Here is a 14,295-nt window from a genome sequence, read left to right on the forward strand (position 1 = left end):
CACCGCACGGGGCGCTGCCCGGCCGTAGGGTCGACGCTGCGCAGTCGGCGCGGCACCGAAAGACAATGGGGCAATGGCACGCGGCAAGCTTCGGATCCACCTCGGCGCGGCGCCGGGCGTCGGCAAGACGTACGCGATGCTGTCCGAGGCCCACCGCCGGGTCGGGCGGGGCACGGACTGTGTGGTGGCCTTCGTCGAGCACCACGGCAGGCCCCGCACCGAGGTGATGCTGCACGGCCTGGAGCAGGTGCCGCGCAAGGAGCTGGAGCACCGCGGCGGCGTCTTCACCGAGATGGACCTCGACGCCGTCCTCGCCCGCCGTCCCCAGGTCGCCCTGGTGGACGAACTCGCCCACACGAACGTCCCGGGCTCCCGCAACGCCAAGCGCTGGCAGGACGTGGAGGAACTGCTCGCCGCCGGGATCGACGTGGTCTCCACCGTCAACATCCAGCATCTGGAGTCCCTCGGCGACGTCGTCGAGTCGATCACCGGGGCGCGGCAGCAGGAGACGGTGCCGGACGAGGTGGTGCGCCGGGCCGACCAGGTCGAGCTGGTCGACATGACGCCCGAGGCCCTGCGGCGGCGGCTGGCGCACGGCAACGTCTACCAGTCCGACAAGGTCGACGCCGCCCTGTCGAACTACTTCCGCCCCGGCAACCTGACCGCCCTGCGCGAGCTGGCGCTGCTGTGGGTGGCCGACCGGGTCGACGCCCACCTCACCCGGTACCGCAGCGAGCACCGGGTATCGAAGATCTGGGGCTCGCGCGAGCGGATCGTGGTCGGTCTGACCGGCGGCCCCGAGGGCCGCACCCTCATCCGCAGGGGCGCCCGGCTGGCGGAGAAGGGCGCCGGCGGCGAGGTGCTGGCCGTCTACATAGCCCGCAGCGACGGCCTGACCTCTGCCTCGCCCAAGGAACTCGCGATGCAGCGGACCCTGGTCGAGGATCTCGGCGGAACGTTCCATCACGTCGTCGGCGACGACATACCGGCCGCGCTGCTCGCCTTCGCCCGGGGAGTGAACGCCACCCAGATCGTGCTGGGCTCCTCGCGTCGCAAGAGCTGGCAGTACGTCTTCGGACCCGGCGTCGGCGCCACCGTCGCCCGGGAGTCCGGGCCCGACCTGGACCCTGCACATCGTCACCCACGACGAGGTCGCCAAGGGCCGCGGACTGCCGGTGGCCCGGGGCGCGCGGCTCGGGCGGTCCCGGCGGACGTGGGGCTGGCTGGTCGGAATCGTCGGACCGCCGGTGATGACGGTGTTGCTGAGCACCGTCGGTCTCGGCCTCGCCAACGACATGCTGCTGTTCCTGGCGCTGACGGTGGCGGCGGCCCTGCTCGGCGGACTGCTGCCCGCCCTGGCGTCGGCGGCGGTGGGCTCCCTGCTGCTGAACTACTTCTACTCACCGCCCCTGCACCGCTGGACCATCGCCGACCCGAAGAACATCGTCGCCATCGTGATCTTCGTGGCGGTCGGTGTGGCGGTGGCGTCCGTGGTCGACCTGGCCGCCCGCCGCACCCAGCAGGCGGCCCGGCTGCGGGCCGAGTCCGAGATCCTGTCCTTCCTCGCGGGCAACGTGCTGCGCGGCGAGACCGGCCTGGAAGAGCTGTTGGAACGGGTGCGGGAGACCTTCGGCATGGAGTCGGCAGCCCTGCTGGAACGGGCGAGCGACGTCGAGCCCTGGATCTGTGTCGGACGCGTCGGCCGGGGACGTCCCGTCGAACGGCCCGACCAGGCGGACGTGGACATGCCCGTCGGCGACCACATGGCCCTGGCACTCACCGGCCGCGTGCTGCCCGCCGAGGACCGCCGCGTGCTGGCCGCCTTCGCCGCCCAGGCCGCCGTCGTCCTGGACCGCCGCCGGCTCCGGGAGGAGGCCGACCGGGCCCGCACGCTCGCCGAGGGCAACCGCATCCGCACGGCGCTGCTTGCCGCCGTCAGCCACGATCTGCGGACTCCGCTCGCCGGCATCAAGGCGGCGGTGACCTCCCTGCGCTCCGAGGACGTCGAGTGGTCCGAGGAGGACCGGGCCGAGCTGCTGGAAGGCATCGAGGAGGGCGCCGACCGCCTCGACCACCTCGTCGGCAACCTGCTGGACATGTCCCGCCTCCAGACCGGCACCGTCACCCCGCTGATCCGCGAGATCGACCTGGACGAGGTCGTGCCGATGGCGCTCGGGGGCGTGCCCGAGGGCAGCGCCGAACTGGACGTCCCGGAGACCCTGCCCATGGTCGCGGTCGACCCCGGACTGCTGGAGCGGACGGTGGCCAACCTCGTGGAGAACGCCGTCAAGTACGCTCCGCCCGGTACACCCGTGCTGGTCGCCGCCAGCGCGCTCGCCGACCGGGTCGAGGTGCGGGTCGTCGACCGGGGGCCGGGCGTCCCCGACGCGGCCAAGGACCGCATCTTCGCACCGTTCCAGCGTCACGGCGACGCCCCGCGCGGCGCCGGGGTGGGCCTCGGGCTCGCCGTGGCGCGCGGCTTCGCCGAGGCCATGGGCGGCACCCTGAACGCCGAGGACACCCCCGGCGGCGGGCTGACCATGGTCCTCACCCTCCGCGCGGCGGGAACCCGCCCGGAGCCTCACCACGTGGCAGAACCGGAAAGGCAGGTCTCATGACCCGCGTCCTGGTGGTCGACGACGAGCCGCAGATCGTGCGTGCCCTCGTGATCAACCTCAAGGCACGCACCTACGAGGTCGACGCGGCCCACGACGGGGCCACCGCCCTGCGGCTCGCCGCGGCCCGCCACCCCGACGTGGTGGTCCTCGACCTCGGTCTGCCCGACATGGACGGTGTCGAGGTGATCAGGGGACTGCGGGGCTGGACCCGGGTGCCGATCCTGGTGCTGTCCGCCCGGCACTCCTCCGACGAGAAGGTCGCGGCGCTGGACGCGGGAGCCGACGACTACGTCACCAAGCCGTTCGGCGTGGACGAGCTGCTGGCCCGGCTGCGGGCGGCGGTGCGCCGGGCCGAGCCGGCCCACGGTGAGGGCGACGTGATCGTGGACACCGGTGAGTTCACCGTCGACCTGGCCGCGAAGAAGGTCGACCGGCGCGGCAAGGACGTGCGGCTGACCCCCACGGAGTGGCACCTGCTGGAGGTCCTGGTGCGCAACAGCGGCCGGCTGGTCGGACAGAAGCAGCTGCTCCAGGAGGTGTGGGGGCCGTCGTACGGCACGGAGACGAACTATCTCCGCGTGTACATGGCGCAGTTGCGACGGAAGTTGGAGGCGGATCCCTCCCATCCGAAGCACTTCATCACCGAGCCGGGCATGGGCTACAGGTTCGAGAAATAGGCTCCTCGCCCTTCGTCAGTACGCCCCGGTACGCTTCAGATATGAGTGCTGTTCCTCGTTCCGAAAAGCCGGTGGGCCGGTTCCGGCGCATGCTCGACCGGCTCTCCTCGTCGCAGGAGGACCTGGAGTCCGAGGAACTGCGGGAGGACGCCGAGACGGCCGGCTGCATCCGGATCGGAGACTGTCAGGACCGCCAGATCGTGACGGTTACTGGTACCTTGCGCACGGTCACCCTTCGGCCGCGCGCCGGAGTCCCCGCCCTGGAGGCCGAGCTGTTCGACGGCACCGCAGCGCTGGACGTGGTGTGGCTCGGCAGGCGCTCCATCGTGGGGATAGAGCCCGGACGCAAGCTGATCGCGTCGGGCCGGATCTCGATGAGCCGGGGCCGCCGGGTGCTGTTCAATCCCAAGTACGAACTGAGACCCCTCGGACGGGAGTAGCCGGTGACGTCGCTCGACAAGCCGACCGAAGAGACATCTGCGGACGACGCCCGGGCGGTGACGGAGGCCGCCCTGTTCGAGGCGTTCGGCGGCGTGCGGGGCATGGTGGAGACGGTGGTCCCCGGCCTCCTCTTCGTCACCATCTACACGATCAACAAGGACCTCCACCTCTCGGCGATCGCGGCGCTGGCCGTGTCGCTCGTGCTGGTCGTGGTCCGGCTGGTGATGAAGGACACCGTCAAGCACGCCTTCAGCGGTGTCTTCGGCGTGGCCTTCGGTGTCGTCTTCGCGATGATGACCGGCAACGCCAAGGACTTCTACCTGCCCGGCATGCTCTACACGCTGGGACTGGGCCTCGCCTACATCGTCACCACCCTGTGCGGGGTGCCGCTGATCGGGCTGATCCTCGGCCCGGTCTTCAAGGAGAACCTCTCCTGGCGCACGCGCAACCCGGGCCGCAAGAAGGCGTACGCGAAGGCCAGCTACGCGTGGGGCGCCATCCTGCTCGCCAAGTGCGCGATCCTCTTTCCGCTGTACTGGTGGGCCGACACCACGCAGCTGGGCTGGGTGCTGGTCGCCCTGAAGATCCCGCCGTTCCTGCTCGCGGTGTACCTGACGTGGGTGTTCCTCGCCAAGGCGCCCGCGCCGATCGACGTGTTCGCGGAGATGGAGGCGGAGGAGAAGGCCGCCGAGGAGCGGGAGCGGCAGGCCGCCGCCCGGTCCGCGGAGCAGTGACCCTCCACAGCCGGCGGTAAAGCCCGAAGGTGAAGGCCGACGGAAAGGGGCGTCCCGAGCACTCGGGACGCCCCTTTCCGTTCGCTCGGCGACCGGCCGGCTCAGCTCGCCGCGTCGCGCCGCACCGACAGCAGGTCCTCCAGCTGCTCCTCGCGGGCCTGGGCGGCCACGAAGAGCAGTTCGTCGCCCGCCTCCAGGGAGTCCTCCCGGGACGGGGTCAGTACGCGGTTGCCGCGGATGATCGTCACCAGGGACGTGTCCTGCGGCCAGTCGACGTCGCCGACCTGCGTACCGGCCAGGGCCGACTCCTCCGGCAGGGTCAGCTCGACCAGGTTGGCGTCGCCGTGGCTGAAGCGGAGCAGGCGGACCAGGTCGCCCACGCTCACCGCCTCCTCGACCAGGGCCGACATCAGACGCGGGGTGGAGACGGCCACGTCCACGCCCCAGGACTCGTTGAACAGCCACTCGTTCTTGGGGTTGTTCACGCGGGCGACGACGCGCGGGACGCCGTACTCCGTCTTGGCCAGGAGCGAGACGACCAGGTTCACCTTGTCGTCGCCGGTCGCGGCGATCACGACGTTGCAACGCTGGAGCGCCGCCTCGTCCAGGGACGTGATCTCGCAGGCGTCGGCGAGCAGCCACTCGGCCTGCGGGACGCGTTCGACCGAGATGGCGGTCGGCGCCTTGTCGATCAGGAGGACCTCGTGGCCGTTCTCCAGCAGTTCGCCCGCGATCGAGCGGCCGACGGCGCCGGCTCCGGCAATGGCGACCCTCATCAGTGACCGCCCTCCTCTTCGGGACCCTTGGCGAACGCCGCCTCGACCTTGTCGACCTCGTCGGTGCGCATCATCACGTGCACCAGGTCGCCCTCCTGCAGCACCGTCTGCGAGGTGGGCAGGACCGCCTCGCCGAGCCGGGTCAGGAACGCGACGCGCACGCCGGTCTCGTCCTGGATCCGGCTGATCTTGTGGCCGACCCAGGCGGTGGAGGTGTGCACCTCGGCGAGCTGGACGCCGCCGGTGGGGTCGCGCCACAGCGGCTCGGCGCCGGAGGGGAGCAGACGGCGCAGCATCTGGTCGGCCGTCCAGCGGACGGTCGCGACGGTGGGGATGCCCAGGCGCTGGTAGACCTCCGCGCGGCGGGGGTCGTAGATGCGGGCGGCGACGTTCTCGATGCCGAACATCTCGCGGGCCACGCGGGCGGCGATGATGTTGGAGTTGTCACCGCTGGAGACGGCGGCGAAGGCGCCGGCCTCCTCGATGCCCGCCTCACGCAGAGTGTCCTGGTCGAAGCCGACACCGGTGACCCGGCGGCCGCCGAACGAGGAGCCCAGCCGGCGGAAGGCCGTGGGGTCCTGGTCGACCACGGCGACCGTGTGCCCCTGTTGCTCCAGGTTCTGGGCCAGTGCGGAACCCACCCTTCCGCAACCCATGATCACAATATGCATCGCGTCACACCGCGCTTCCTGCTGGCCCTCTGGGCTTCATGAATGTCGTGCTCATGTCTCTCTCTCGGCTCGCCCGGCATCACGTCGCGACCCGCGAGCGGGCCGCCGGGCAACATCATGCCGGTGGAATCACGCCATGATGCCCTCCGGGGGCGGTGCCGCCTTCGGCTGCCCGAGTCCAACGTATCCGCAAAGCCGAGGGCGTTGCCTAGGCCCTGCCGGGCTCCCGGCCGGGCAGGCGGCCGCCGTGAGTCACAAGAGCGAGAGCGGCGGGGCGGGGCAGGGGCGGCGGAGAGTCAGCGGCGGAGAGGGAGGGGAGCGGAACCCGCCCGAGCAGCCGACGGGCCTCGGACACCCAGCGGGCCCCGAGCGCCTAGCGCGCCCCGGACGCCTGGCGTGCCCCGGGTGGGACGTCCTTGCGGCGGCCGATGCTGCGCACACTCGCCAGGGTCAGGAATCCGAGGGCGACGAGGGTGGCCGTGGCGCCGATCAGCTGGGCGGGGGTGTGCATGGAACCTCCAGGGGCGGCAACGGCCGGGAACGGACGGGGCTTAGTCATATAGGCATGGGAAGCGGGTGACCTGCGGAATCCTCAGCCGCATGCGCCTCTGATTTCACTCGGAGAGCAGACGGAACGCCGATGAGGGGTGGCGGGTGGGCGCCCCCGCAATCGAACGCCTACGATCCTCTGTTGTGTCCAAACTGACCGACGTGCCCAAACGGATCCTGATCGGGCGCGCACTGCGCAGTGACCGGCTGGGCGAAACGCTCCTGCCGAAGCGCATCGCACTCCCCGTCTTCGCCTCCGACCCGCTCTCCTCCGTGGCGTACGCGCCCGGCGAGGTGCTGCTGGTCCTGTCGATCGCGGGAGTGACGGCGTACCACTTCAGCCCGTGGATCGCCGTCGCGGTCGTCGTGCTGATGTTCACCGTGGTCGCCTCCTACCGGCAGAACGTGCACGCCTACCCCAGCGGCGGCGGCGACTACGAGGTGGCGAACACCAACCTCGGGCCCAAGGCCGGCCTGACGGTCGCGAGCGCCCTGCTCGTGGACTACGTCCTCACCGTCGCCGTGTCGATCTCCTCCGGCATCGAGAACCTGGGCTCCGCGGTCCCCTTCGTGGTCGAGCACAAGGTGCTCTGCGCGATCGGCGTGATCGTGCTGCTGACCTTGATGAACCTGCGCGGGGTGAAGGAGTCCGGCTCGCTGTTCGCGATCCCGACGTACGTCTTCGTCTTCGGCGTCTTCACCATGATCGCGTGGGGTGCCTTCCGCGGACTGGTCCTGGACGACACCATGCGGGCACCGACCGCCGACTACGTCATCAAGCCCGAGCACCAGGGCCTGGCCGGTTTCGCGCTGGTCTTCCTGCTGCTGCGCGCCTTCTCCTCCGGCTGCGCCGCCCTCACCGGCGTCGAGGCGATCTCCAACGGCGTCCCGGCCTTCCGCAAGCCCAAGTCGAAGAACGCCGCGACCACCCTCGCCATGATGGGCCTGCTGGCCGTCACCATGTTCTGCGGCATCATCGCGCTGGCCGCCGCGACCGACGTCCGCATGGCCGAGAACCCGGCCAAGGACCTCATCCACAACGGTGTCCCGCTCGGCCCCGACTACGTGCAGAACCCGGTGATCTCCCAGGTCGCCGAGGCCGTCTTCGGCAAGGGCAGCTTCCTGTTCATCATCCTGGCCGCGGCCACGGCGCTGGTGCTGTTCCTCGCGGCCAACACCGCGTACAACGGCTTCCCGCTGCTCGGTTCGATCCTCGCCCAGGACCGCTACCTGCCGCGCCAGCTGCACACCCGCGGCGACCGGCTGGCCTTCTCCAACGGCATCGTGCTCCTCGCCGGCGCCGCCGGACTGCTGGTGGGGATCTACGGCGCCGACTCCACGCGCCTGATCCAGCTCTACATCGTCGGCGTGTTCGTGTCCTTCACGCTGAGCCAGACCGGCATGGTCCGGCACTGGAACCGCCACCTGGCCACCGAGAAGGACCAGGCCAAGCGCCGCCACATGATCCGCTCCCGCGCGATCAACGCGTTCGGCGCCTTCTTCACCGGCCTCGTGCTGGTCGTCGTCCTGCTCACCAAGTTCACCCACGGGGCCTGGGTCGCCCTGCTCGGCATGGTGATCTTCTACGCGACGATGACGGCCATCCGTAAGCACTACGACCGGGTCGCCGCCGAGATCGCCGCCCCCGAGGGCCCCACCGACGACCTCGTACGGCCCTCGCGGGTCCACTCGGTCGTGCTGATCTCCAAGATCCACCGCCCCACGCTGCGCGCCCTGGCCTACGCCAAGCTGATGCGCTCGGACACCCTGGAGGCGCTGAGCGTCAACGTCGACCCGGCGGAGACCAAGGCCCTGCGCGAGGAGTGGGAGCGGCGCGGCATCGACGTACCGCTGAAGGTCCTGGACTCGCCCTACCGCGAGATCACGCGGCCGATCATCGAGTACGTCAAGAGCCTGCGCAAGGAGTCCCCGCGCGACGCGGTGTCCGTGATCATCCCGGAGTACGTGGTCGGCCACTGGTACGAGCACCTGCTGCACAACCAGAGCGCCCTGCGGCTGAAGGGCCGGCTGCTGTTCACACCCGGGATCATGGTCACCTCGGTGCCGTACCAGCTGCAGTCCTCCGAGGCGGCCAAGCGGCGGGCCCGCAAGCAGCAGGACTGGAACGCGCCGGGCTCGGTGCGCCGGGGTCCCGCGCAGGTGCGGTCCAAGGAGTCTTCCGAGCACAAGTCGTGATGACTTCCTGAGGCGACGGCTCATGTGAAGCGGCCGGTCGGCAGCCACGTAGACTGGTGGGCTGTCGTCCGGCCGTTCCCGTTTCGGCCCCTCCCCTCACGTGTTTTGGAGTCACCCCGCCATGCAGGCAGAACCGAGGAAGTCGCTGGTGGGGGAGGAGTACGAGGTCGAGGTCGGCCCCGTCGCCCACGGCGGTCACTGCATCGCCCGCACGTCCGAGGGCCAGGTGCTGTTCGTCCGGCACGCGCTGCCCGGCGAGCGGGTGGTGGCGCGGGTGACGGAGGGCGAGGAGGGCGCGCGGTTCCTGCGCGCCGACGCGGTGACGGTGCTCGACGCGTCCAAGGACCGTATCGACGAGCCCTGTCCGTTCGCCGGCCCCGGCCGCTGCGGCGGCTGCGACTGGCAGCACGCCAAGCCCGGGGCGCAGCGGCGTCTGAAGGCCGACGTCATCGCCGAACAGCTCCAGCGTCTCGCCGGACTCACCCCGGAGGAGGCCGGCTGGGACGGCACGGTGCTGCCCGCCGAGGGCGACAAGGTGCCGGCCGGCCAGGTCCCGGCGTGGCGCACCCGCGTGCAGTACGCCGTCACCGCCGACGGCCGGGCGGGCCTGCGCCGGCACCGCTCGCACGAGGTGGAGCCGATCGATCACTGCATGATCGCGGCGGAGGGCGTCAGCGAGCTGGGCATCGAGAAGCGGGTCTGGACGGGCATGGACTCCGTCGAGGCGATCGCGGCGACCGGCTCCCAGGACCGCCAGGTGGTCCTCACCCCGAAGCCGGGCGCGCGTCTCCCGCTCGTCGAGCTCGACCGCCCGGTCTCCGTGCTGCGGGTGGACGAGCGCTCCGGCGGTGTCCACCGCGTCCACGGCCGCCCCTTCGTCCGCGAACGGGCGGACGGCCGCACGCACCGCGTCGGCAACGGCGGTTTCTGGCAGGTCCACCCGAAGGCCGCGGACACCCTCGTGACCGCGGTCATGCAGGGCCTGCTGCCGCGCAAGGGCGACATGGCGCTCGACCTGTACTGCGGCGTCGGCCTGTTCGCGGGCGCGCTGGCCGACCGGGTCGGCGACCAGGGCGCGGTCCTCGGCATCGAGTCGGGCAAGCGGGCGGTGGAGGACGCGCGGCACAACCTGGCCGACTTCGAGCGCGTCCGCATCGAGCAGGGCAAGGTCGAGAGCGTGCTGCCGCGCACGGGCATCACCGAGGTCGACCTGGTCGTGCTGGACCCGCCCCGGGCCGGGGCGGGCCGCAAGACCGTGGAGCACCTGTCGTCGCTGGGCGCCCGGCGGATCGCGTACGTGGCGTGCGACCCGGCGGCGCTGGCACGGGACTTGGGGTACTTCCGGGACGGTGGTTACCGGGTGCGGACGCTTCGGGCGTTCGATCTGTTTCCGATGACCCATCATGTTGAGTGCGTCGCGATCCTTGAGCCTACTGGGAAGGGGCACTGACCTGCGGTTTTGCCTGGTGTGCATGATGTGCGCTGTGGGTGTTACGGGCGATATCTTGACGCACGAGCGACGCATGTGACGCACGTCTGACGCACGCTTGACGCGCTTTCTGGATGAGGTGTCAGGCGCATGAAAGCCGCCCCTGAGTTGGGATGGCCCTGCGGCTCACCCGCCGCCTTCGGCGACGACTGCGTCGGAGGAGTGGCGGCGAGGGCAGGGCGGTCCCACGACTCCGAGGAGGGTCGGCCCCGCAAGAGCGGGTAGCCGCGGCGTGTGGAACTTTCGGTGTGGGCGAGGTCAACTGGTCCACCCTGGAAGGTCAGTCACGGGCGCTCACTCGGTTCAACGAAAGGCGCGAGATATCGACCCTATGAGTTTCGGCCGAGAAACGGCCCCCCGCCCATCGGCGGGGCCGGCGCGCGATTCGCGCCACGTAAGCGGTCGGCCCACCCGGGCGGGGCAGGTGTGACGGCGTTCCGTCACCGCCTCACTCGGGCACCTCGGCGGTCACCGCCCACCGCGTGTCCCCGTCTAGGCGGTTCACGACGAGGGAGCCGCCGACGAGGGCCAGGCGTTCCCTCATGCCCGTGAGGCCGTAGCCGGGCGCGTGGTCAGGGTCGGGGAGACTCGACGTCGGCGTGGCGTTCTCCACGGTGAGCCGCAGCGCGTCCGCGCGGTACTCCACCGTCACCCCGATGGTCTCGCCGGGGGCGTGCTTGGCGGCGTTGGTCAACGCCTCGCGTGCCGTCTGGACCAGCGAGACCGTGGCCGCCGGAGAGAGTGGCCGCAGTTCGCCCACGATGTCCACGTGGACCTCGCTGAGGTGGTTCGAACGGTGCTGCCCGGCGAGGCTCTTGAGTGCCTCGGGGAGCGAGGGCACATCCCCCCGCAGGGCCGCCACCGCGTTCCGCGCCTCGACCAGGCCCTCGTCCGCCAGCCGGTTGGACCGGCGCACCCGGGCCAGCGCCCCGGCCGAGTCGCCCTTCTCTATCAGTGCGGTGGCGACCTTGAGCTGGACGCTCAGCGCGCCCAGGGAGTGTGCGAGTACATCGTGCATCTCCCGTGCGATCCTGCTGCGTTCAGCGAGCGCGGCAGCCCGGGCCTGCTCCTGCTGGATCAGCTGGTTCTGTGCCAGCAGTTGCTCGGCCTGCCTGGCCCGGCCCTCGTACTGGCGCCGGTTGAGGCCGAACAGCGTCAGCACGAGGGCCAGCATCGTGTAGCCGAGCACGTATGTGAGCGGCTGCCCCGCCACCATGCAGCTGACCCAGATGGCCACCAGGCACGCGCACGTCACGACCGTGAGGGTGCGCGCGGAGGAGGTGATCATCGAGGTGAATCTGCCGAGCAGTACGCACAGCATGATCACCGCGGTCGCGTCGTCGGAGTACCCCACCACCAGGGCCGGCAGCAGTGCGCTCGTCGCCAGCATGGCATTGGCGGCCTCGGGCCGGACGGGGTGCAGGACCATGAACAGGGTCCAGCACAACAGACTCGCCGCGTACACGCCCCAGACCCAGAGCGTGTCCTCCCTGGCCGTGACTATGGCCACGACGAGCACGGCCGTGCCGAGGAACTGCACCACGAGCCAGGCAGGCGCCAGCCGGTCCACGATGCGCCAACTACCGCGTGCGGGTGCCTTGTTCACCTTGCTCCAACGATGTCGCGCGACGGCCCCGGGATGCATGGGCGAGCCTATTTGGGGCCCGTTCTCCGATAGATGATGATCATGGCGGTCAGCACGAGGATAACCGCTGCCACCACGATGCCCATCTTCCACAGTCGGTCCAGCAGCACCGCCAAGAGGATGTCTCCCGCTTCCTCGCCGTCTGCCTGGACGGTCATGGCCGACCGCGCCGCCCGAACCGTCCCGCTCATGAGCGGCCACCGTCCTTGGTGATGCGGTCCAGGGCCCGGCGCCGATCCCGCACGATGTGCTCCACCCGCCTTCTGAGGGCGCCGAGATGGCCGCTTCGCTTGAGACCGATCAAGATCGCGAAGGCGATGATCACGAGCACTGCGACGGCGCCGACGATCAGGGCGAAGCGGATCAACAGGATGGTCATGACCGTATCGAGGTCGAGGGCCAGGCTCATATGCGTTCCTTCCGGGGAATGCCCAGAGGGTAGGAACGAGGGACCGTGCCGCGGGCCCACCCTGTGGTGGAGATCAGGGCGGAGATCCTCGGTCGGGTCCTCCCCGGCCTGCGCAGTGACCCTCCCCGCGGTCGCCCACGCGGTCTGGCCGGTCCGTGGATTGCGGGTAGGTTGGGTCGCCGAAGGAAAGCGGGGGACGCCTGGTTCGGCGCCCGCGCTCGGACCGCAAGAGGCGTGGGGGTCGCAGGCGTGGATGCTGAGCCCGGTTCGGCGCGGATTCGCGTCATGGTCGTGGATGATCAGCACATCGTTCGTGAAGGTCTGATGTCGTTGCTCGATCTGATGGATGACATCGAGGTGGTGGGAGGCGCGGCCGACGGCGCGGAGGCGGTTCGCCTGGCCAGCGAGACCTCGCCTCGGGTGGTGCTCATGGACTTGCGAATGCCGGGCATGGGCGGTGCGGAGGCCACCCGGCGGATTCTGTCGGAACACCCGGACGTGGCCGTGCTGGTGCTCTCGACGTTCGCCGACGACGAGTCCCTCGTCGACGCGCTTAACGCTGGGGCGTGCGGCTATCTGACCAAGGATGCCAACCAGGAGCAGATCGCGGTGGCCATCCGCAGCTCGGCCCAGGGTCAGTCGACCTTCGATCCGGCGGTGACCCGCCGGCTGGCCGCGGCGCTCAGCGTGCCCGCGGCGCCTGCGGTCACCCCGAGCCAGTCCCCGCAGCCCCCGTCCGCCCCGGCCCCGGCCAGGCGCCGGGTCAACCCCGACGGTCTGACTGGCCGCGAGGTGGATGTGCTCAAGCTGATCGCCCAGGGTCTGAGCAACGGGGAGATCGCCTCGACGCTCTTCATCGAGGAGACGACGGTCAAGACGCACATCAACAACGCGTTCGCCAAGATCAACGCGCGCAACCGGGCCGACGCCGTGCGCTACGCCTACCAGCGGGGGCTTGCGCACCCCTCTGACCGCACGTCACGGGACGGCCCGAACCCCTACCGTTGAGGTTCATTTGAGGTTGAGCACCCCCGAGGGGCGGGCGTGGCGTAAATCACGTCCGCGCCGTCTTAATGTCACCCCGAGGGGGCACATCCCCCTGTGGAACTCGGCCTATGCGCCTCCGGACCCCTGCGCCATCCCCAGTGCCGGGGTGTCGCAACCCCTCCACGTGACCGCGCAGCCCCTAAATAGGGGTACCCCCTACTTTGATCATGCTGCCTAATATTGCTGCCATCGGCGAGTACGTCGCACCGAGCACTTAATTGAAGGTGGAACGGCAGCCAATGATTCAATCTATAACCAACACGCCCTGGCTGATACGGTTCCGGTCGGCCTCGCAGGCCAGGACCCGTCTCGTCTGCTTGCCGCACGCGGGTGGCTCAGCATCTTTTTACTTTCCCATGACCCGGACGGTAGCTCCCGATACGGACGTTCTCGCGGTGCAATACCCGGGACGTCAGGACCGCCGGTCCGAACCCTGTCTCACGGATTTGGGAGAGCTGGCCGACGAGATCGCGTCGGCTCTTCAGCCGTGGCTCGAACTGCCCACCGTCCTCTTCGGCCACAGCATGGGGGCGACGCTCGCCTTCGAGGTGGCGCGACGGCTGGAGCGGGATCCGGCATTCACTCCGCGGAGGATCATCGCCTCAGGGCGGCGCGCGCCTTCCACGCACCGTGAAGAGGCGGTCCACAAGCGCGACGACGACGGCATCATCGCCGAGATGCGCCTGCTCAGTGGCACTGATGCCCGGATCCTCGCCGATGAGGAGTTCCTCCGGATGGCGATGCCGGCCATCCGGGGCGACTACACCGCGATCGAGACGTACCGGGTCGAGCCGGGCGCCAAGGTGCGCGCGCCGATCACCGTGCTCACCGGTGACACCGACGTACGGACGAGCGCGGAAGAGGCCGCCGCGTGGCGGCAGCACACCACCGGTGACTTCGAACTGCACACGTTCGCGGGCGGCCACTTCTTCCTGGCCGATCACCTGGAGCAGGTCGGCGGAATCGTTTCCGACTGTCTGCTCTAGCCGACTGCGCAGACCCGCGCCCGCATGACCAGGCGCGCGAGGGTTTTGCGGATCGCG

13 protein-coding genes and 1 pseudogene are annotated in these 14,295 nt (G+C 70.2%); 8 read left to right on the forward strand and 6 right to left on the reverse strand.

Features of this window, described 5'->3' with window-relative positions:
• Positions 1-73: 73 nt before the first annotated feature.
• From ACFZDI_RS35620 to ACFZDI_RS35635, 4 genes and pseudogenes are all read left to right on the forward strand, one after another.
• Positions 74-2,618: pseudogene (locus ACFZDI_RS35620) on the forward strand (ATP-binding protein).
• Complete coding sequence (locus ACFZDI_RS35625; RefSeq protein ID WP_391256635.1) at positions 2,615-3,295, forward strand: response regulator; 681 nt, start codon at positions 2,615-2,617, stop codon at positions 3,293-3,295. The pseudogene ACFZDI_RS35620 and the gene ACFZDI_RS35625 overlap by 4 nt, the downstream one beginning before the upstream one ends.
• Positions 3,296-3,336: 41 nt before the next feature.
• Positions 3,337-3,735, forward strand: a complete 399-nt coding sequence (locus ACFZDI_RS35630; protein WP_234846514.1) for an OB-fold nucleic acid binding domain-containing protein — start codon at positions 3,337-3,339, stop codon at positions 3,733-3,735.
• 3 nt (positions 3,736-3,738) lie between these two features.
• The gene (locus ACFZDI_RS35635) at positions 3,739-4,470 is read left to right on the forward strand and encodes a DUF3159 domain-containing protein (RefSeq protein WP_361118523.1); all 732 of its coding nucleotides are present in this window, start codon (positions 3,739-3,741) and stop codon (positions 4,468-4,470) included.
• A 101-nt stretch (positions 4,471-4,571) separates the two neighbouring features.
• On the opposite strand, the gene ACFZDI_RS35640 is transcribed toward ACFZDI_RS35635, so the two are convergent.
• The 3 genes from ACFZDI_RS35640 to ACFZDI_RS35650 form a co-directional block, all read right to left on the reverse strand.
• Positions 4,572-5,246 carry a TrkA family potassium uptake protein gene (locus ACFZDI_RS35640; protein WP_234846512.1) on the reverse strand — a complete coding sequence of 225 codons (675 nt, stop codon included), beginning with the start codon at positions 5,244-5,246 and terminating at the stop codon, positions 4,572-4,574.
• Positions 5,246-5,917 carry a TrkA family potassium uptake protein gene (locus ACFZDI_RS35645; RefSeq protein ID WP_234846511.1) on the reverse strand — a complete coding sequence of 224 codons (672 nt, stop codon included), beginning with the start codon at positions 5,915-5,917 and terminating at the stop codon, positions 5,246-5,248. The genes ACFZDI_RS35640 and ACFZDI_RS35645 overlap by 1 nt, the downstream gene beginning before the upstream one ends.
• Positions 5,918-6,290: 373 nt before the next feature.
• Positions 6,291-6,428: a hypothetical protein gene (locus ACFZDI_RS35650; RefSeq protein ID WP_234846554.1), complete on the reverse strand. Its 138-nt coding sequence runs from the start codon at positions 6,426-6,428 to the stop codon at positions 6,291-6,293.
• Between the two features lie 182 nt (positions 6,429-6,610).
• On the opposite strand from ACFZDI_RS35650, the gene ACFZDI_RS35655 reads away from it, so the two are divergent.
• Both ACFZDI_RS35655 and ACFZDI_RS35660 read left to right on the forward strand, forming a co-directional pair.
• Entirely contained in the window at positions 6,611-8,662 is a 2,052-nt protein-coding gene (locus tag ACFZDI_RS35655) for an amino acid permease (protein ID WP_391256642.1), read from the forward strand.
• Positions 8,663-8,783: 121 nt separating this feature from the next.
• Complete coding sequence (locus ACFZDI_RS35660) at positions 8,784-10,112, forward strand: class I SAM-dependent RNA methyltransferase (RefSeq protein ID WP_234846509.1); 1,329 nt, start codon at positions 8,784-8,786, stop codon at positions 10,110-10,112.
• A 487-nt stretch (positions 10,113-10,599) separates the two neighbouring features.
• Here ACFZDI_RS35660 and ACFZDI_RS35665 read toward each other — a convergent pair whose 3' ends face one another.
• The 3 genes from ACFZDI_RS35665 to ACFZDI_RS35675 are packed head-to-tail and all read right to left on the reverse strand — an operon-like array spanning position 10,600 to position 12,205.
• Positions 10,600-11,757 (reverse strand): histidine kinase, encoded by a 1,158-nt coding sequence (locus tag ACFZDI_RS35665; RefSeq protein WP_391256645.1) that lies wholly within the window; start codon positions 11,755-11,757, stop codon positions 10,600-10,602.
• 47 nt (positions 11,758-11,804) lie between these two features.
• Entirely contained in the window at positions 11,805-11,987 is a 183-nt protein-coding gene (locus ACFZDI_RS35670) for a hypothetical protein (RefSeq protein ID WP_391256648.1), read from the reverse strand.
• A complete protein-coding gene (locus ACFZDI_RS35675; RefSeq protein WP_391256650.1) occupies positions 11,984-12,205 on the reverse strand; it encodes a hypothetical protein in 222 nt (73 codons plus the stop codon). The genes ACFZDI_RS35670 and ACFZDI_RS35675 overlap by 4 nt, the downstream gene beginning before the upstream one ends.
• Before the next feature lie 249 nt (positions 12,206-12,454).
• Between ACFZDI_RS35675 and ACFZDI_RS35680 the strand changes: the two genes are divergently transcribed.
• Complete coding sequence (locus ACFZDI_RS35680; RefSeq protein WP_391256654.1) at positions 12,455-13,213, forward strand: response regulator; 759 nt, start codon at positions 12,455-12,457, stop codon at positions 13,211-13,213.
• 278 nt (positions 13,214-13,491) lie between these two features.
• The gene (locus ACFZDI_RS35685; RefSeq protein ID WP_391256657.1) at positions 13,492-14,238 is read left to right on the forward strand and encodes an alpha/beta fold hydrolase; all 747 of its coding nucleotides are present in this window, start codon (positions 13,492-13,494) and stop codon (positions 14,236-14,238) included.
• Positions 14,239-14,295 lie beyond the last annotated feature (57 nt).

This window comes from Streptomyces sp. NPDC007907, from assembly GCF_042959365.1.
Classification (GTDB): Bacteria; Actinomycetota; Actinomycetes; order Streptomycetales; family Streptomycetaceae; genus Streptomyces; species Streptomyces indiaensis.